Below are 16,534 nucleotides of genomic sequence, written 5' to 3'. Positions count from 1 at the left end.
GCGCCCCTCCGACCCGACGAGGACACGATGTCCCCCACCGCCCCCGTCTCCGCCTCCGCCTCCGCCTCCGATGACGAACGCCGTCTGCGTGAACTCGGCTACGCCCAGGAGCTCCCGCGGAGCATGTCCGCCTTCGCCAACTTCGGAGTGTCCCTGACCGTCATCTCGGTCCTCTCCGGCTGTCTGACGCTCTACGGCTTCGGCATGCGGACCGGCGGGCCCGTGCTGATCGTCTGGGGCTGGCCCGTGGTCGGCCTCATGACCCTCCTCGTCGCGCTGGCGATGGCGGAGGTCTGCTCCGCCTACCCCACGGCCGGCGGGCTCTACTACTGGTCGGCCAAGCTCAGCGACCGCAACCGGGCCGCCTGGGCGTGGTTCACCGGGTGGTTCAACTTCCTCGGCCAGGTGGCCGTCACCGCGGGCGTGGACTTCGGCGCGGCCACCTTCCTCAACGCACTGCTCAGCCTCCAGGGCTGGTACGCGGTGTCGACCGGGCACACCGTCGTCCTGTTCGGCGCCATCCTGGTGGTGCACGGGCTGCTCAACCACTTCGGGGGCCGCCTGCTCGCCCGGCTCGGCGAGGTCAGCGTGTGGTGGCACGTCCTGGGCGTCCTGCTCATCGTCGGCGTGCTGGCCGCCGGGCCCGCCCACCACCAGCCGGCCTCGTTCGTCTTCGGCCACTTCGCCAACTCCACCGGCTTCTCCTCCGGCTGGTACGTCGCCGCGCTCGGCCTGCTGCTCGCGCAGTACACCCTGACCGGATACGACGCCTCGGCGCACATGACGGAGGAGACCCGCGACGCGGCCCGCTCGGGGCCCCGGAGCATGGTCACGGCCGTCGTGGTCTCCCTGGCCGCCGGATGGGTCCTGCTCGTCGGCCTCACCTTCGCCGTCCAGGACTACGCGGCCGAGGCCAGCGCCGAGGTGCCGCCCGCCCGGATCTTCGTCGACGCCGTGGGCCTGGGCACCGGGAAGCTGCTGCTGGCCGTGGCGGTCGGGGCCCAGCTGTTCTGCGGGCTGTCCTCCGTGACCGCCAACTCCCGCATGATCTACGCCTTCGCCCGGGACGGCGCCCTGCCCGGATCCGGCTTCTGGCACCGCATCAACCCGCGGACCGGCACTCCGACCAACGCGATCTGGCTGGCGGTGGGCGGCGCCTTCCTCCTCGGCCTGCCCGCCCTGTGGAACATGACCGCCTACGGCGCCGTCACCTCGATCGCGGTCATCGGCCTGTACATCGCCTACGCGATCCCCACCTACCTCCGGCTGCGCAAGGGCGACGCCTTCGAGCGCGGCCCCTGGCACCTGGGCCGCTGGAGCCGGCCCGTGGGGATCGGTGCGGTGGCCTGGGTGTGCTGCGTCACCGTCCTGTTCGTTCTCCCGCAGACCTCGCCCGTCACCTGGGAGACCTTCAACTACGCCCCCGTGGCGGTCCTGGCGGTCCTCGGCTTCGCCGGGACCCACTGGCTGGTGTCGGCCCGGCACTGGTTCACCGGCCCGCGCGTGCAGGGCACCCCCGAAGAGCCCGCCGCCCCGGACCGGCACCGCACCACGGCCGCCTGACCGCCACCGACCACCGGAGTCCCACCATGACCACCCAGCGCAAGGGAATGCTGACCCTCGACGACCTGCGGCGCCAGGTCGCGGCCGGAGAGACCGACACGGTCGTCCTCGCCTTCACCGACATGCAGGGCCGGCTCCAGGGCAAGCGCCTGGCCGCGGAGTACTTCCTCGACGAGGTGGCCGGCGGCCACGCCGAGGGCTGCGCGTACCTGCTGGCCGTGGACGTCGAGATGAACCCCGTGGACGGCTACGCCGTCTCCTCCTGGGAGCGCGGCCACGGCGACTTCCGCCTCGTACCGGACCTGACGACCCTGCGCCGCCTGCCGTGGCAGGAGGGCAGCGCGCTCGTCCTCGCCGACCTCGCCCGGCACGACGGCGAGCCGGTTTCCGTGTCCCCCCGCCAGATCCTCAAGGCCCAGACGGACCGCCTGGCCGAGCGGGGCTGGCAGGCCATGACCGGCACCGAGCTGGAGTTCGTCGTCTACGAGGACACGTACGAGGAGGCCTGGCAGCGCGGCTACCGGGAGCTGCGGCCCGTCATCGGCTACAACGCGGACTACTCGATCCTGGGCACCTCCCGGGCCGAGCCGCTGCTGCGCCGCATCCGCACCTCCATGGCCGGCGCCGGCATGTACGTGGAGTCGGCGAAGGGCGAGTGCAACCTCGGCCAGCACGAGATCGTGTTCCGCTACGACACCGCCCTGACGACCTGCGACAACCACACGATCTACAAGACGGGCGCCAAGGAGATCGCCGGGCAGGCGGGCCGGAGCCTGACGTTCATGGCCAAGCCCGACGAGCGCGAGGGCAACTCCTGCCACATCCACCTGTCCCTGCGCGACGCCGACGGCACGCCCGTCCTCGCGGGAGAAGGCCCGTACGGGCTCTCCCGGCTGGGCGAGCACTTCCTCGCCGGCCAGCTGGCCGGGCTGCGCGAGCTCACGCTCCTCCAGGCCCCGAACATCAACTCCTACAAGCGCTTCGTCGCCGGGAGCTTCGCCCCCACCACGGTCAAATGGGGCCTGGACAACCGCACCTGCGCCCTGCGCCTGGTCGGCCACGGGCCCTCGCTCCGGGTGGAGAACCGCCTCCCCGGCGGCGACGTCAACCCCTACCTGGCGGTCGCCGCCCTGATCGCGGCCGGCCTGGACGGCATCGACCGCCGGCTCCCCCTGGAAGCTCCCTACGAGGGCAACGCCTACGCCGCCGGCGGCGACGCCGAGCGGGCCCCGCAGGACCTCCGGGAAGCCCTCGCCCTGTGGGAGCACAGCGACCTCGCCGCGCGGGCCTTCGGCCCCGGCCCTGTCGCCCACTACGCCCACCAGGCCCGTACCGAACTCGACGCCTACAGCCGTGCGGTCACCGACTGGGAACTGCGCCGCGGCTTCGAACGCCTCTGACCCCCCGATCCTCCGACCCCCTGATCCCCGAGAAAGGCAGCACCATGAACCGACTCCAGGACCGCGTCGCGGTCGTGACAGGCGCGGGCAGCGGCATCGGCCTGGCCACCGCCCGCCGGCTCGCCTCCGAGGGCGCCCGCGTCGTCTGCGCCGACATCGACGAGCAGGCGGGAAAGGCCGCGGCCGAGGCGACCGGCGGGCTCTTCGTCAAGGTCGACGTCACCAGCCCCGAGGAGGTCGAGGCGCTCTTCAAGACCGCCTACGACACCTACGGCTCGGTGGACGTCGCCTTCAACAACGCCGGCATCTCGCCCCCGGACGACGACTCGATCCTGACCACCGGCCTGGAGGCCTGGAAGCGCGTCCAGGAGGTCAACCTCACCTCGGTCTTCCTGTGCTGCAAGTACGTGATCCCCTACATGCAGCGCCAGGGCAAGGGCTCCATCATCAACACCGCCTCCTTCGTCGCCGTCATGGGCGCCGCGACCTCGCAGATCAGCTACACGGCTTCCAAGGGCGGGGTGCTGGCGATGTCCCGCGAGCTCGGCGTGCAGTTCGCCCGCGAGGGCATCCGTGTCAACGCGCTGTGCCCGGGGCCGGTGAACACGCCGCTGCTCAAGGAGCTCTTCGCCAAGGACCCCGAGCGGGCCGCCCGCCGCCTGGTGCACGTGCCCGTCGGCCGGTTCGCCGAGCCCGAGGAGATCGCCGCCGCGGTCGCCTTCCTCGCCAGCGACGACTCGTCCTTCGTCAACGCCGCCGAGTTCCTCGTCGACGGCGGCATAGCCGGCGCCTACGTCACCCCCCAGTAAGCCGAGGGGCCCCACCCGGGGCCAAGCGCACCGTGTGCCCAGAATCACAGCCGGCGAACCCGGAACCTCGGAAAACACTCCAGCCCCGCTCTCCTCAAGAAGGAGACCGGGGCTGGAGTGCTGTTTAACCGATCGAGCTTCAGGGCTACCGGTGACGGTGAGCCGCCCCTGGCCGTCCGCTCCGATACTGATCTTGAAAGGGTGGTGCCGCTTCGGTCAGGTCTGGTTCGGGCCAAGCCGGTCTCGGCCAGTGGTCCGCGTCGCAGGAGAGACCAGATACCTTCAACCGGGTTGAGGTCGGGTGCTGGACTCGGCGAAGGTACGCCGCGAGTTCCGGCGAGCCCTCGCGGGCGTCGAAGGGATCAAGCCTCGGGAGTGGACGCCCCGAGAGCTTCGGCAGGGCTTCGTGTCCATCCTGTCCGACGACGGGATGCAGCTTGAGGAGATCTCCCGGCTTGTCGGCCACTCCAGCACGGCCGTGACCGAGGAGGTATCGGAAGCAGATCCGCCCGGTGATCCAGTCCGGCGCGACCGCCATGGACGGCATCTTCGGCTCCGGCCCGAGGCCGTAGTCACGCAGTTAGTCACGCACAACGGCAGAGGCCTGATCCACTTTCGCGGATCAGGCCTCTGACCTGGTTATTCACCTGTCGGGGTGGCGGGATTTGAACCCACGACCTCTTCGTCCCGAACGAAGCGCGCTGCCAAGCTGCGCTACACCCCGATGTTCTCCGGCTTCCCGCTTTCGCAGGTCGTCGGCGCAACGAGCTCTACTTTAGCGGACCCGAGCCCGTAGGTGAAATCCGGTTTCGGGGGCCGCGCAGGTGGGGGCGTACGCGGTCGAGGAGGACCAGGGTGAGGGCCAGGGCGTAGAAGGCCAGGCCGAAGGTGATGGCGTTGGTGGCGATGCCGTCCCAGCCGTGGAGGTCGACGTCCAGGAACGGGTACGGGTAGCGGCCCTCGGTGCCGGGGTCGAGGAGGGCGCCGCGGATCAGGGCGAAGGGCAGGTAGAGGAGGGGGTAGACCAGCCACTGCCAGGCGTGGCGCAGCAGGAAGCCGCCGGGGACGGTGAGCAGGAGCCAGTCGAGGGCGGCCGCGAGCGGGGTCACGGTGTGCAGGAGCTGGTTGGCGATCGATTCCAGGGGCGTGCGCTCGCTGGTCATGGCGAACCCGCTGGAGTCGTTCGAGAGCACGAAGTGGAAGACCAGACCCGTGATCGAGATGTAGAGCAGCGCGGCGCCCGTGATCCGCGGGGAGAGGGCGGGGCGCCCGCTCCAGGCGCGGTGGGCGGCCCAGGCGAAGGAGATCGCCACCAGGATGTTGGACTGGATCGTGAAGTAGCTGAAGAGCCTGCCCAGGTCGTCCGAGTCGATCGTGTCCAGCACGATGCCGGTGAGCGCGGCCAGGGCCACGAGCGCGCGGAAGGCCGCCGCGAAGGGGCGGCGGCCGGTCGGCGGGACGACCGCGGAAGCGGGGACGCCCGCCGTGCCGGTCGTGCCGCGCCGGGTGGTGGAGGGAGAAGTCGGGTCGATCATCCCCCCACCGTACGGGTGAGCTCCGCGAACCTCGCCGGACCGGCGGCCGCTCAGTCGCGGGGGACGAGGGTGAGGAGAGTGGCCTCCGGGGGGCAGGCGAAGCGGACGGGGGTGTAGCGGTTCGTACCGCAGCCTGCGGAAACGTGCAGGTAGGAGCGGTGGCCGCCGGCCTTGTGGGTGGAGAGGCCCTTGACCCGCTCGGTGTCGATGTCGCAGTTGGTGACCAGCGCCCCGTAGAAGGGGATGCACAGCTGGCCGCCGTGCGTGTGCCCGGCGAGGATCAGCGGGTAGCGGTCGGCGGTGAAGGCATCCAGGACCCGGAGGTACGGGGCGTGGACGACGGCCATGGAGAAGTCCGCGTCCTCGCGGGGACCGCCGGTGACCTCCGCGTACCGGTCGCGCTTGATGTGCGGGTCGTCGAGGCCGGTGAGGGCGATGTCGTAGCCCGCCACCTTCAGGGCGCCGCGGGTGTTGGTGAGGTTCACCCAGCCCGCCGCGTCGAAGCCGTCGCGCAGCTCCTCCCAGGGATTGTGGATCGCGCCGACCACCGGGGCGTTGCCGTTGAGGCCGTGCCGCCCGCTGGCCCGCTCCAGCAGATAGCGGGCGGGGTTGCGCAGCTTGGGGCCGTAGTAGTCGTTCGAGCCGAAGACGTAGGCGCCGGGGAACTCCATGAGCGGGCCCAGGGCGTCGAGCGTCTCCGGCACGCCCTCCGTGTCGGAGAGGTTGTCGCCCGTGTTGATCACGAAGTCCGGGCGCAGCCCGGCGAGCGACTGGAGCCAGCGCTGCTTCTTGCGCTGCCCGGAGACCATGTGGATGTCGGAGACCTGGAGCACCCGCAGCGGCCGCATCCCAGCCGGCAGCACGGGCACGGTCACCCGCCGCAGCCGGAAGGACCGGACTTCGAAGCCGGCGGCGTAGGCGAGGCCGGCCGCGCCGACCGCCGCGATTCCCAGAGGTACTCCGTATCGAGCGCGCATGGGGTACATGGTCGCAGACTCCCGGGATCCGCCCTTCACGGGCTGTGGATAACCGGGAGTTGGCCCCTGGCAGGCCCGGGAGTCGGCCCCTCACGGTCCCTCCCCCCGCGTTAATGCAGCGCGCCGTCCGTCGCCCAATGCGAAGATTGCGGCATGACCACGCTCAAGGCCAAGCTGCACGACGACCTCACCGCCTCCATCAAGGCGCGTGACGAGCTGCGCTCCTCCACCCTCCGTCTCACCCTCTCCGCCATCGCCTACGAGGAGACCGCGGGCAAGTCCGCCCGTGAGCTCTCCGACGACGAGGTGCTGAAGGTGATCACCCGCGAGGCCAAGAAGCGCCGCGAGGCCGCGGAGGCGTTCGACAAGGGCGGTCGCGCCGACCAGGCCGAGCGGGAGCGCGCGGAGGGCGAGGTCCTCGCCGCCTACCTGCCGAAGCAGCTGTCGGACGAGGAGCTCGCCGCGATCGTCGGCGAGGCGGTGGCCGAGGCGAAGGCCGGCGGTGCCGAGGGGCCGAAGGCCATGGGCGCCGTCATGAAGATCGTGAACCCCAAGGTGGCCGGCCGCGCCGAGGGCAGCCGCGTCGCCGCCGAGGTCAAGCGGCTCCTCGCCGGCTGACCGGCAGAGACACGTAAGCCGGCCACCGCAGAGACACGTAAGCCGGCTGACCCCGGCACAGACACGTAAGCCGGCTGGCCCCGGCACAGACACGTAAGCCGGCTGACCCCGGCAGAGACACGTAAGCCGGCTGACCCCGGCAGAGACACATAAGGGGCGCCCGGACCGTTTCGGTCCGAGCGCCCCTTCTCATGTGCCGGTTCTCATGCGCCGGTCCGCTCAGCGGCCGCCGTCCTGGCCCGTCCCCGGCTGGCTGTGACGCCCGCCGTTGCCACCGGCCTTGCCGCTGCCCGGCTTGTTGCCGCCGGTCCCCGGCTTGCGGCGCCCGTTGCCGGCCGTGCCGCTCTTGTCGCCGTCAGCGTCGCCGCGGCCCGCGTCACCGCGGTCGCCACCGCCGACCGCCACGGTGTCGAAGCTCGGGGCCTCCTTGCCCTCCAGCGCGCCGGCCATCGCGTCGCGCCAGATCGGGCCGGGGGTGTCGCCGCCGTAGACCTTGTCGTGGTACTGGCCGCCGATGGTGATGTTCTCCATCTCGACGTCCTTGCCCGGGCCGCCGACCCAGACCGCGCCGGCCATGTTGGGCGTGTAGCCGACGAACCAGGCGGCCTTGCGGCCGTCCGTCGTGCCGGTCTTGCCCGCGCTGTCGCGCCCGGAGAGACCGGCCTCCTTGCCCGTGCCGTCCTCGACGACGCCCTTGAGGAGCGTGTTCACGGTGTCGGCGGTCTGCTCGGACATCGCCCGCGAGCACTTCGTCTTCGGCACGGGCAGGCTCTTGCCGTTCGGGCCGGTGGCCGAGGTGATCAGGACCGGCGTGCAGTACGTGCCGCCGTTGGCGAAGGCCGCGTAGGCCGCGGCCATGGTCAGCGGGGACATGCCCTGCGTGCCGAGCGCGATCGACGGGACCTGGTCCATGTCGGCCCCGGAGGCCGGCTTCAGGCCGAGCTTCTCCGCCATCTTGGTCACCGGGCAGGTGCCGATGTCGCCGATCATCTGGATGAAGTAGGTGTTGACCGACTTGGCGGTCGCCTCCCGCATCCCGTACGGGCCGACCTCGCTCCGGTTCTCGTTGCTGACCGTCTCGCCGCCGGAGTTCTTCCACGTGCCCGTGCACGTGTCCACGGACTCCGGGTAGGCCATCCGGTAGGGCGACGAGTACGTCTTGTTGGGCGAGATGCCCTCCTCCAGGGCGGCCGCCGCGAGGATCGGCTTGAAGGTGGAGCCGGTCTGGAAGCCGTAGTTCGACCCGCCGCGGTTCTTGTCGGCCGAGAGGTTGATCTGCGTCTGGTGGTCGCCGAAGCCGTACGGGCGCGACTGGCCCATGCCGAGCACCTTGCCGGTGCCGGGCTGCACGATCGAGATCGCGGTGGCCACGGAGTCGGACTGGTAGACGTGGTCGGTGATCGACTTCTGGACGGACTTCTGCGTCTGCGGGTCGAGGGTGGTGCGGATCGTCATGCCGCCCTCGTTCCAGCGCTTGGCGCGCGCCTCCTTGGTCTTGCCGAAGACCGGGTCCTTGAGGAAGACCTCGCGGACGTAGTCGCAGAAGAAGCCGGCGCCGCTGACGGCGGTGATGCAGCCGCTCTTGGGCCGGGTGACCTTCAGCTTGAGGGGCTCGGCCTTGGCCGCCGCGGCCTCCTCCGGGGTGACCGCCTTGAGCTCGGCCATGCGCTGCAGCACGGTGTTGCGGCGCTTGACGGCTTCGTTCGGGGCGTTGACGGGGTCGTAGCGGCTCGGCGACTGGACGATGCCGGCCAGCATCGCCGACTCGGCCAGGGTGAGGTCCTTGGCGCGCTTGCTGAAGTAGCGCTGGGAGGCGGCCTCGACGCCGTAGGACTGCTGACCGAAGAACGTGATGTTCAGGTAGTTGTTGAGGATCCGGTCCTTGCCGAGCTCCTTCTCCACCTGAATGGCGTACTTCAGCTCCTTGACCTTGCGGCCGAGGGTCTGCTGCGTGGCGACGGCGACCTTGTCCGGGTCGTCGCCGGCCTCCTCGACGAAGATGTTCTTGATGTACTGCTGGGTGAGGGTGGAGGCGCCCTCGGAGACGCCGCCGGACTGGGCGTTCTTGTTGAGCGCGCGGAGCACGCCCTTGAGGTCGATCGCACCGTGCTCGTAGAAGCGCGCGTCCTCGATGGCGACGATCGCCTTCCGCATGTACGGGGAGATCTCGTTCAGCGGTACGACCGTACGGTCCCGCGAGTAGACCTTGGCTATTTCGCCGCCCTCGGCATCCAGGATTGTGGTGCGCTGGCTGAGCGGTGGGGTCTTCATACTGGCCGGGATCTCGTCGAACCCCTCGACGGACTCCTTGGCCACCAGCCCGAAGGCCCCGACGGCAGGCAGGGCCAGGCCCGCCAGAACCGCTCCGGAGAGCACGCTGACACCTAGGAACTTGGCGGCCATCCGGGTCCTGTTGGACCCCTCGCCCGAGCGCTTCTTACCCATGGAGGGAAGCCTACGTTCTCATTCGGCGGACAGACGCCCGTGTGTTCGCCTACGCTGTTTCACGCCAGTCACTGCGGCGTGATTCCGCATCATCTCTGCCTTCACTCTTGTAGGTGATGAGAGGTGTCCGTATTGCCGTCCGTGTCACCCTCTGGGTCTTCCAGCCCGGGTGACCTGCCCTGATATGGCGGCTTAGTCGGCAATGTCGTCCGCTCACTCCGTTGGGTGATCTGCCGCGTACGCATAGTCCGTTCGGGCCATCCAAGATTGGGCCCGAAGGGGGTGTTGCCCCCTGCCTGCCTTCCGTAACGTCCTCAACTGGCAACGGTGAATATGCCGCTGCCGCCGTGGGGGAGCCCCGATTCGGGAGAGGACGGCGCCAGCATGGGCTGGGTAACCGACTGGAGTGCGCAGGCAGCCTGCCGCACTACCGATCCGGATGAACTATTCGTTCAGGGCGCTGCACAGAACAGGGCCAAGGCGGTGTGCACCGGGTGCCCGGTGCGTACCGAGTGTCTGGCCGATGCGCTGGACAACCGCGTCGAGTTCGGCGTGTGGGGCGGGATGACCGAGCGCGAGCGCAGGGCGCTGCTGCGGCGCAGGCCGACGGTCACCTCGTGGCGCAGGCTCCTGGAGACCGCCCGTACGGAATACGAGCGCGGGGCGGGCATTCTGCCGCTGGGCGACGAGGAGTACGGCGAGTACGCCGCAGTCGGTTAGCCGACGATCCCGGCGACCGGTTAGCCGGCGGTCCCGAAGACGCCCTGACGGGCGTACAGAATCGCTCGGAACCTCGCTCGGAACCTCTCCATATCACTCAGTCCGCTCGGCGTGCGGCCGGTCCGCCGACGGGGCGGGCGAAGCAGCCGAGGCAGCCCTGGGAGCCGGGACAGCGGGCTGAGCGGCGAGGCGCTCGCCGATCTCCCGCAGTCCCGCCAGGTCGTGCACATCGCCCGGCAGGGCGGCCACTTCCGCCACGGCGACCTCCGGGTGCAGAGAAGTGAAGCGGTCGCGCGTACGGCGCTCGCGGTCGAGCACCTGCATGCGCTCGGCATGCAGCCGCAGCAGGCCTGCCGCCGTCCTGGAGGCCTCGCCTTCCGAGACGTCGCCTTCCGAGACGTCACTCTCCGAGATGTCACTTTCCGAGACATCGCTCGGTTCTCGCGAATCTCCCGAAGATGCCGGCTGGGGGAGGCCGCTCACGGGAGAGGACGGAGAAGACGGAGCAGAAGAAGCAGACGGAGCTGTGGGAGCGTCGGTGCCCGCGACGCGAACGGTACGTGACCCAGCTTGCCCGCCGTCACGATCCACAATGCCACCGGCAGCAAGATTTTCCGATGTTCCTGCCGGAGCGGGCTCCGGCGCGTCCACGGGAGCGTCCGGACGGGCCGGATGAGCCGGATGAGCCGGACCGACCGGGTCAACCGGATCGTTCACCAGCCCCTCCGAGAGAGCCTCCGCAGCCGCCAGCGCCCGCTCCGCCGTCAGCTGGCCGGCCGCACTGCCGTGCACCCGGTTGAGGACGAGCCCCGCCAGCGGCATGCGCTCCGCGGCCAGCCGCTCCACGAAGTACGCCGCCTCCCGCAGTGCGTCCCGCTCGGGCGCCGCGACGACCAGGAAGGCCGTACCGGGCGCCTGCAGCAGCCGGTACGTGGCATCCGCGCGCGTACGGAACCCGCCGAACATGGTGTCCATGGCGGCCACGAACGTCTGGACGTCCCGCAGGAGCTGGGCACCCATCAGCTTGTTCAGCGGCCCGCTCATGACGGACATGCCCACGCCCAGGAACTTCATCCCGGCCCGCCCGCCGAGCTTCGCCGGCGCGACCAGCAGCTTGATCAGCTTCCCGTCGAGGAACGATCCGAGCCGCCCGGGGGCGTCCAGGAAGTCGAGCGCCGAGCGGCTCGGCGGGGTGTCCACGACGATCAGGTCCCACTCGTCGCGGGAGCGGAGCTGGCCGAGCTTCTCCATGGCCATGTACTCCTGCGTGCCCGCGAAGCCGGCCGACAAGGACTGGTAGAAGGGGTTCTCCAGGATCGCCCGGGCCCGCTCCTTGTCGGAGTGCGCCTCCACGATCTCGTCGAACGTCCGCTTCATGTCGAGCATCATGGCGTGCAGCTCGCCACCGGCGGACGAGTCGATGCCGGGCACCCGGCGGGGCACGTTGTCGAGCTCCTCGATGCCCATCGACTGCGCCAGCCTGCGCGCCGGGTCGATCGTCAGGACGACGACCCTCCGGCCGCGCTCCGCGGCCCGCACCCCGAGCGCCGCCGCCGTCGTCGTCTTGCCGACGCCGCCGGAGCCGCAGCACACCACGATGCGGGTGCGCGGGTTGTCCAGGACGGGGTCGATGGCGAGGACGGACGCGCTGTCGAGCCCCTTCCGCCGGGCCGGTACATCTGCTGCCGACGACCCTGCCGTCGGCGACCCTGCCGTCGGCGACTCTGCTGTAGACGAGCCCCCTGCCGACGAATCTGCCGCCGACGACCCTGCTGTCAACGAGTCTGCTGTCAACGCGCCACTCCTTGCTTCCGCAGTTCGCGCGCCATGCGGTAGAGCCCCGCCAGGTCGACGCCGTCGCCGAGCAGTTCCAGTTCGTACGTGGGCAGGCCGAGCGCCGCTATGCCCGCGCGGCCGCTCCGCTCCAGGGCGAGCCGCTCGATGTGCTCGCGGGCCTCGGACAGCAGCGGATCGACGAGCTGCTCGGCGAGGCCGGGGTTGCGGGCGCCACCGAACCCGGTGCGCTCCAGGGCGAGCGACAGGGACCGTGCGACGGCGGTCCGCCGGCCGTTCGCGGGGGCCTCGACGGCCGCCGCGTCCAGTATCTCCGGACGCACCATGTTGATGACCACGCCGCCCACGGGCAGGCCCGCCGCGCGGAGCTCGGCAACGCCGTCGCGGGTCTCCTGGACGGGCATCTCCTCCAGCAGCGTCACGAAGTGCACGGCCGTCTCCGGCGACTTGAGCACCCGCATGACGGCCTGTGCCTGGTTATGGATCGGGCCGATCCGGGCGAGCCCGGCCACCTCGTCGTTCACGTTGAGGAAGCGGGTGATGCGACCGGTGGGCGGAGCGTCCATGATCACGTAGTCGTACGTGAAGCGGCCGGTGCGGTCCTTGCGGCGCACCGCCTCGCAGGCCTTTCCGGTCAGCAGGACGTCGCGCAGCCCGGGCGCGATCGTTGTCGCAAAATCGATGGCGCCGATCTTCCGCAGCGCCCGCCCGGCACTGCCGAGCTTGTAGAACATGTGCAGGTAGTCGAGGAGCGCCCGCTCCGCGTCGATGGCCAGGGCGAACACCTCGCCCCCGCCCGGCGCCACCGCGATCTTCCGCTCCTCGTACGGCAGCGCCTCCGTCTCGAACAGCTGGGCTATGCCCTGACGGCCTTCGACCTCGACCAGGAGAGTGCGTTTGCCCTCGGCGGCGAGGGCAAGCGCGAGTGCCGCGGCGACCGTGGTCTTGCCGGTTCCGCCCTTGCCGCTGACGACATGGAGCCTGCTCATGAATCGGAGCCTAATTCGTCGGCAACGCCCTTGTGGCGCCAGGTGGCGACATGAGGTCATTCGCCGCCGGCGGGAGGCATTACAGTCGGCCTATGACCAAATGGGAATACGCCACCGTGCCGCTGCTCGTGCACGCGACCAAGCAGATCCTGGACACCTGGGGCGAGGACGGCTGGGAGCTCGTCCAGGTCGTGCCCGGGCCGAACAACCCCGAGCAGCTGGTGGCCTACCTCAAGCGGCCGAAGCCGTGAGCGCCGTCGAGAGCCGGCTCGCCGAGCTCGGGCTGAGCCTGCCCGACGTCGTGCCGCCGCTGGCCAGCTACCAGCCGGCCGTGCGCTCCGGCGCGTACGTCTACACCGCCGGCCAGCTGCCCATGGTCAAGGGTTCCATCCCGGTCACGGGCAAGGTCGGCGCCGAGGTCAGCCCCGAGCAGGCCAAGGAGCTCGCGGGGATCTGCGCGCTGAACGCCCTGGCGGCCGTCAAGTCGGTCGTCGGTGACCTGGACCGCATCGTCCGCGTGGTGAAGGTCGTCGGCTTCATCGCCTCCGCCCCCGACTTCACCGGCCAGCCGGGCGTCCTCAACGGCGCCAGCGAGCTGCTCGGCGAAGTGCTCGGCGAGAAGGGCGTGCACGCCCGCTCGGCGGTCGGCGTCGCGGTGCTGCCGCTGGACGCGCCGGTCGAGGTCGAGTTCGTGGTCGAGGTCGAGGCCTGAGCGGGCTCCGGCCCCCTCCGCCCCTCCGGGCCGTCCCCCGGGCCGCCCCGGCCCCCGGCGTCCCCTCGAACATCCGCCCGTGAGCGCATAGCATCCGGCCATGTCGACTTCGAACGGCCAGTGGTACCCGCCGGAGTGGCCGGACCGGATCAGAGCGCTCACGCGGGGCGAGCTCGACCCCGTGCGCCCGCGCCGCGCCGCGACCGTCCTGCTGCTGCGCGACGGAGCCGGCGGCCCGGCCGTCCACATGCTGCGCAGACGCGCCTCCATGGCCTTCGCCGGAGGCGCGTACGCGTATCCGGGCGGCTCCGTCGACCCGCGCGACGAGCGGGACGTGCCCTGGGCGGGCCCCGCGCCCGCCGACTGGGCCCGGCGCCTGGGCGTCGACGCCGTCTCCGCCCAGGCCATCGTGTGCGCCGCCGTCCGGGAGACGTTCGAGGAGGCGGGGGTGCTGCTCGCGGGCCCCACCCCCGGCACGGTCGTCGCGGACACCACCGGGCCCGAGTGGGAGGCCGACCGGGCCGCACTCGTCAGCCGCGAGCTGGCGTTCGCCGACTTCCTCGTGCGGCGCGGCCTGCTCCTGCGCAGCGACCTCCTGGGCGGCTGGGCGCGCTGGATCACGCCGGAGTTCGAACCGCGCCGCTACGACACCTGGTTCTTCGTCGCCGCGCTCCCCGAGGGCCAGCGCACCCGCAACGCCTCCACGGAAGCGGACCGGACCGTGTGGATCGGCCCCGCCGAGGCGGCCGCCGGCTTCGACCGGGGCGAGCTGCTGATGATGCCGCCCACCATCTCCACGCTGCGGCAGCTGCGCCCGTACGGCAGCGCCGCCGAGGCCCTCGCCGCCGCGCGTGACAGGGATCTCACCCCCGTCCTGGCCGAGGCGCGCCTGGAGGGCGAGGAGATCGTGCTGAGCTGGCCCGGACACGACGAATTCACCCGGCACGTCGCCATGAAACCCTCGGGACCTTCGGAGGCCGACTCATGACATCCGCGACCGAACTCCCCGGCCAGCCCCGCACAGGGGCCCTCGGCGGCCCCGCGACCGCCCGCGCGACCTGTGTCCTCGCCCCCAACCCGTCACCGATGACGCTCGACGGCACCAACACCTGGATCGTCGCCGAACCGGACTCCGACCTCGCCGTCGTCATCGACCCCGGTCCGCTGGACGAGGCCCACCTGCAGGCCGTGGTCTCGGCCGCCGAGGCGGCCGGCAAGCGCATCGCCCTCACTCTGCTCACGCACGGTCATCCCGACCACTCCGGCGGCGCGGCTCGCTTCGCCGAGCTGACCGGCACGAACGTACGGGCCCTGGATCCGGCGCTGCGCCTGGGCGGCGAGGGGCTCGGCATCGGCGACGTGGTCACCACCGGCGGGCTGGAGCTGCACGTCATCTCCACGCCCGGCCACACCGCGGACTCGCTCTGCTTCCACCTGCCCGCCGACGGGGCGGTGTTCACCGGCGACACGGTGCTGGGCCGCGGCACGACCGTCGTCGCCCACCCCGAGGGCCGCCTCGGCGACTACCTGGACTCGCTGCGCCGCCTGCGCGCGCTGACGGTGGACGAGGGCGTCGGGACGGTGCTGCCGGGCCACGGCCCGGTCCTCGACGACGCGCGCGGCGCCGTCGACTTCTACCTCGTGCACCGGGCGAAGCGGCTCGCCCAGGTGGAGACCGCCGTGGAGAGCGGCTACCGCACGCCGTCCGAGGTGGTCGCCCACGTCTACGCGGACGTCGACCAGTCGCTGTGGCCGGCTGCGGAGCTGTCCGTACGGGCGCAGCTGGAGTACCTGGGGGAGCACGGGCTCATCCAGTGAGCGGCGGCTGCGGCGGCGGGCCGGGAGCTGCCGGCTCCGGTAGCTCCTGACGCGTGCGCGCGCGTAGGTCCGCAGCTCCTGACGCGCGCGTGCGCGCGCGTAGGCCCGTGCAGGCCTGCGTCTGCAAGCATGCGCATGCCGAAGGCCCCTGCCGTACGTGGCAGGGGCCTTCCGAGCTCGTGGGCGCGCCGGAGGGCGCTCCCGTCAGGCCGTGCGCCCCGGGCGTGCGGCGTGCACGCCCGGCACGGCCCGCATCAGCGGGAGCGCTTCGCGAGCCGCTCCACGTCGAGGAGGATCACCGCACGGGCCTCCAGACGCAGCCAGCCGCGGCCGGCGAAGTCGGCGAGGGCCTTGTTGACCGTCTCGCGGGAGGCGCCGACGAGCTGGGCCAGCTCCTCCTGCGTGAGGTCGTGCACCACGTGGATGCCTTCCTCGGACTGCACGCCGAAGCGGCGCGACAGGTCCAGCAGGGCCTTGGCGACGCGGCCGGGCACGTCCGAGAAGACGAGGTCCGACATCGAGTCGTTGGTGCGGCGCAGCCGGCGGGCGACGGCGCGCAGCAGGGCGGTGGCCACCTCGGGGCGGGCGTTGAGCCAGGGCTGCAGGTCGCCGTGGCCGAGGCCGAGCAGCTTGACCTCGGTGAGGGCGGTGGCGGTGGCGGTGCGCGGCCCGGGGTCGAAGAGCGACAGCTCCCCGATGAGCTCACCGGGGCCCAGGACGGCCAGCATGTTCTCGCGGCCGTCGGGGGAGGTGCGGTGGAGCTTCACCTTGCCCTCGGTCACCACGTAGAGGCGGTCGCCGGGGTCCCCTTCGTGGAACAGGGCGTCGCCCCTCGCGAGGGTGGCCTCGCCCATGGAGGCGCGCAGCTCAGCGGCCTGCTCGTCATCGAGCGCCGCGAAGAGCGGGGCGCGCCGCAGAACGTCGTCCACGAGTTCTCTCCTTGTCGACATGCACAGGGGACCGTGGTCCCCATGATGCCCGTCGGTAAAACTGTGTGATCAAACACAAGTGTCGCGCATCGTCGCCCGAAGCCCTACGGCAGGGGTCCGATTGGGCTGTGGTTTTTCTGCGCGAGGACCGGATGTCAGTGGTGGGCCTTAGTCTGGCCGGGTGTCCAATACGCCGGTGAGAGCACAGGGCAAGGGGGCCGGAAG

Annotated in this window: 15 protein-coding genes, 1 tRNA gene and 1 pseudogene; 10 read left to right on the top strand and 7 right to left on the bottom strand. The window is 71.2% G+C overall.

Annotation, left to right across the window (positions count from 1 at the left end; all coding sequences use genetic code 11):
• The first annotated feature begins 27 nt into the window (after window positions 1–27).
• From ACSNOH_RS03735 to ACSNOH_RS03720, 4 genes and pseudogenes are all read left to right on the top strand, one after another.
• Window positions 28–1,563, top strand: a complete 1,536-nt coding sequence (locus tag ACSNOH_RS03735) for an amino acid permease (RefSeq protein ID WP_436719714.1) — start codon at window positions 28–30, stop codon at window positions 1,561–1,563.
• 26 nt (window positions 1,564–1,589) lie between these two features.
• Window positions 1,590–2,963: a glutamine synthetase family protein gene (locus ACSNOH_RS03730; RefSeq protein WP_436719713.1), complete on the top strand. Its 1,374-nt coding sequence runs from the start codon at window positions 1,590–1,592 to the stop codon at window positions 2,961–2,963.
• Between the two features lie 44 nt (window positions 2,964–3,007).
• Window positions 3,008–3,772, top strand: a complete 765-nt coding sequence (locus ACSNOH_RS03725) for a 3-oxoacyl-ACP reductase (protein ID WP_436719712.1) — start codon at window positions 3,008–3,010, stop codon at window positions 3,770–3,772.
• A gap of 295 nt (window positions 3,773–4,067) precedes the next feature.
• A pseudogene (locus tag ACSNOH_RS03720) lies at window positions 4,068–4,344 on the top strand (tyrosine-type recombinase/integrase); the annotation flags it as partial.
• Between the two features lie 78 nt (window positions 4,345–4,422).
• On the opposite strand, the gene ACSNOH_RS03715 reads toward ACSNOH_RS03720, so the two are convergent.
• The 3 genes from ACSNOH_RS03715 to ACSNOH_RS03705 all read right to left on the bottom strand — a co-directional run bounded on the left by ACSNOH_RS03715 (window position 4,423) and on the right by ACSNOH_RS03705 (window position 6,284).
• Window positions 4,423–4,496 (bottom strand) — tRNA-Pro (locus ACSNOH_RS03715).
• A 46-nt stretch (window positions 4,497–4,542) separates the two neighbouring features.
• On the bottom strand, window positions 4,543–5,307 hold the full coding sequence (locus ACSNOH_RS03710; RefSeq protein WP_436719711.1) for a Pr6Pr family membrane protein: 765 nt from the start codon (window positions 5,305–5,307) through the stop codon (window positions 4,543–4,545).
• Between the two features lie 50 nt (window positions 5,308–5,357).
• On the bottom strand, window positions 5,358–6,284 hold the full coding sequence (locus tag ACSNOH_RS03705) for a metallophosphoesterase (protein ID WP_436719710.1): 927 nt from the start codon (window positions 6,282–6,284) through the stop codon (window positions 5,358–5,360).
• A 153-nt stretch (window positions 6,285–6,437) separates the two neighbouring features.
• Here ACSNOH_RS03705 and ACSNOH_RS03700 point away from each other — a divergent pair, with 153 nt between their 5' ends.
• Complete coding sequence (locus ACSNOH_RS03700) at window positions 6,438–6,902, top strand: GatB/YqeY domain-containing protein (RefSeq protein WP_436719709.1); 465 nt, start codon at window positions 6,438–6,440, stop codon at window positions 6,900–6,902.
• Window positions 6,903–7,121: 219 nt separating this feature from the next.
• Here ACSNOH_RS03700 and ACSNOH_RS03695 read toward each other — a convergent pair whose 3' ends face one another.
• Window positions 7,122–9,347: a transglycosylase domain-containing protein gene (locus ACSNOH_RS03695; protein ID WP_436719708.1), complete on the bottom strand. Its 2,226-nt coding sequence runs from the start codon at window positions 9,345–9,347 to the stop codon at window positions 7,122–7,124.
• A gap of 384 nt (window positions 9,348–9,731) precedes the next feature.
• On the opposite strand from ACSNOH_RS03695, the gene ACSNOH_RS03690 reads away from it, so the two are divergent.
• Window positions 9,732–10,067: a WhiB family transcriptional regulator gene (locus tag ACSNOH_RS03690; protein WP_189382430.1), complete on the top strand. Its 336-nt coding sequence runs from the start codon at window positions 9,732–9,734 to the stop codon at window positions 10,065–10,067.
• A 93-nt stretch (window positions 10,068–10,160) separates the two neighbouring features.
• Here the strand turns inward: ACSNOH_RS03690 and ACSNOH_RS03685 are convergent, their stop codons facing one another.
• Both ACSNOH_RS03685 and ACSNOH_RS03680 read right to left on the bottom strand, forming a co-directional pair.
• Window positions 10,161–11,699 (bottom strand): ArsA family ATPase, encoded by a 1,539-nt coding sequence (locus ACSNOH_RS03685; protein WP_436719723.1) that lies wholly within the window; start codon window positions 11,697–11,699, stop codon window positions 10,161–10,163.
• 158 nt (window positions 11,700–11,857) lie between these two features.
• Window positions 11,858–12,850, bottom strand: a complete 993-nt coding sequence (locus ACSNOH_RS03680; protein ID WP_436719707.1) for an ArsA family ATPase — start codon at window positions 12,848–12,850, stop codon at window positions 11,858–11,860.
• Between the two features lie 92 nt (window positions 12,851–12,942).
• On the opposite strand from ACSNOH_RS03680, the gene ACSNOH_RS03675 reads away from it, so the two are divergent.
• From ACSNOH_RS03675 to ACSNOH_RS03660, 4 genes are all read left to right on the top strand, one after another.
• Window positions 12,943–13,101, top strand: a complete 159-nt coding sequence (locus ACSNOH_RS03675) for a DUF4177 domain-containing protein (RefSeq protein ID WP_086785308.1) — start codon at window positions 12,943–12,945, stop codon at window positions 13,099–13,101.
• A complete protein-coding gene (locus ACSNOH_RS03670; RefSeq protein WP_436719706.1) occupies window positions 13,098–13,562 on the top strand; it encodes a RidA family protein in 465 nt (154 codons plus the stop codon). Before ACSNOH_RS03675 ends, ACSNOH_RS03670 begins: the two co-directional genes overlap by 4 nt.
• Before the next feature lie 100 nt (window positions 13,563–13,662).
• Window positions 13,663–14,550, top strand: coding sequence for an NUDIX hydrolase (locus ACSNOH_RS03665; protein WP_436719705.1), 888 nt, complete (start codon window positions 13,663–13,665; stop codon window positions 14,548–14,550).
• Window positions 14,547–15,380 (top strand): MBL fold metallo-hydrolase, encoded by an 834-nt coding sequence (locus ACSNOH_RS03660; RefSeq protein WP_436719704.1) that lies wholly within the window; start codon window positions 14,547–14,549, stop codon window positions 15,378–15,380. Before ACSNOH_RS03665 ends, ACSNOH_RS03660 begins: the two co-directional genes overlap by 4 nt.
• A 254-nt stretch (window positions 15,381–15,634) precedes the next feature.
• On the opposite strand, the gene ACSNOH_RS03655 is transcribed toward ACSNOH_RS03660, so the two are convergent.
• Window positions 15,635–16,309: a Crp/Fnr family transcriptional regulator gene (locus tag ACSNOH_RS03655; protein WP_030367278.1), complete on the bottom strand. Its 675-nt coding sequence runs from the start codon at window positions 16,307–16,309 to the stop codon at window positions 15,635–15,637.
• Window positions 16,310–16,534 lie beyond the last annotated feature (225 nt).

This window comes from Streptomyces sp. URMC 127 (assembly GCF_051386535.1).
Classification (GTDB): domain Bacteria; phylum Actinomycetota; class Actinomycetes; order Streptomycetales; family Streptomycetaceae; genus Streptomyces.
Note: the sequence above shows the minus strand (reverse complement) of the source record. Positions and strands in the feature narration are given on the sequence as shown.

Bases quoted from the DNA above. Each gene is read 5' to 3' on its own strand.
- ACSNOH_RS03735 (WP_436719714.1), top strand. From the start codon at position 28: ATGTCCCCCACCGCCCCCGTCTCCGCCTCCGCCTCCGCCTCCGATGAC.
- ACSNOH_RS03730 (WP_436719713.1), top strand. From the start codon at position 1,590: ATGACCACCCAGCGCAAGGGAATGCTGACCCTCGACGACCTGCGGCGC.
- ACSNOH_RS03725 (WP_436719712.1), top strand. From the start codon at position 3,008: ATGAACCGACTCCAGGACCGCGTCGCGGTCGTGACAGGCGCGGGCAGC.
- ACSNOH_RS03710 (WP_436719711.1), bottom strand. From the start codon at position 5,307: ATGATCGACCCGACTTCTCCCTCCACCACCCGGCGCGGCACGACCGGC.
- ACSNOH_RS03705 (WP_436719710.1), bottom strand. From the start codon at position 6,284: ATGCGCGCTCGATACGGAGTACCTCTGGGAATCGCGGCGGTCGGCGCG.
- ACSNOH_RS03700 (WP_436719709.1), top strand. From the start codon at position 6,438: ATGACCACGCTCAAGGCCAAGCTGCACGACGACCTCACCGCCTCCATC.
- ACSNOH_RS03695 (WP_436719708.1), bottom strand. From the start codon at position 9,347: ATGGGTAAGAAGCGCTCGGGCGAGGGGTCCAACAGGACCCGGATGGCC.
- ACSNOH_RS03690 (WP_189382430.1), top strand. From the start codon at position 9,732: ATGGGCTGGGTAACCGACTGGAGTGCGCAGGCAGCCTGCCGCACTACC.
- ACSNOH_RS03680 (WP_436719707.1), bottom strand. From the start codon at position 12,850: ATGAGCAGGCTCCATGTCGTCAGCGGCAAGGGCGGAACCGGCAAGACC.
- ACSNOH_RS03675 (WP_086785308.1), top strand. From the start codon at position 12,943: ATGACCAAATGGGAATACGCCACCGTGCCGCTGCTCGTGCACGCGACC.
- ACSNOH_RS03665 (WP_436719705.1), top strand. From the start codon at position 13,663: ATGTCGACTTCGAACGGCCAGTGGTACCCGCCGGAGTGGCCGGACCGG.
- ACSNOH_RS03660 (WP_436719704.1), top strand. From the start codon at position 14,547: ATGACATCCGCGACCGAACTCCCCGGCCAGCCCCGCACAGGGGCCCTC.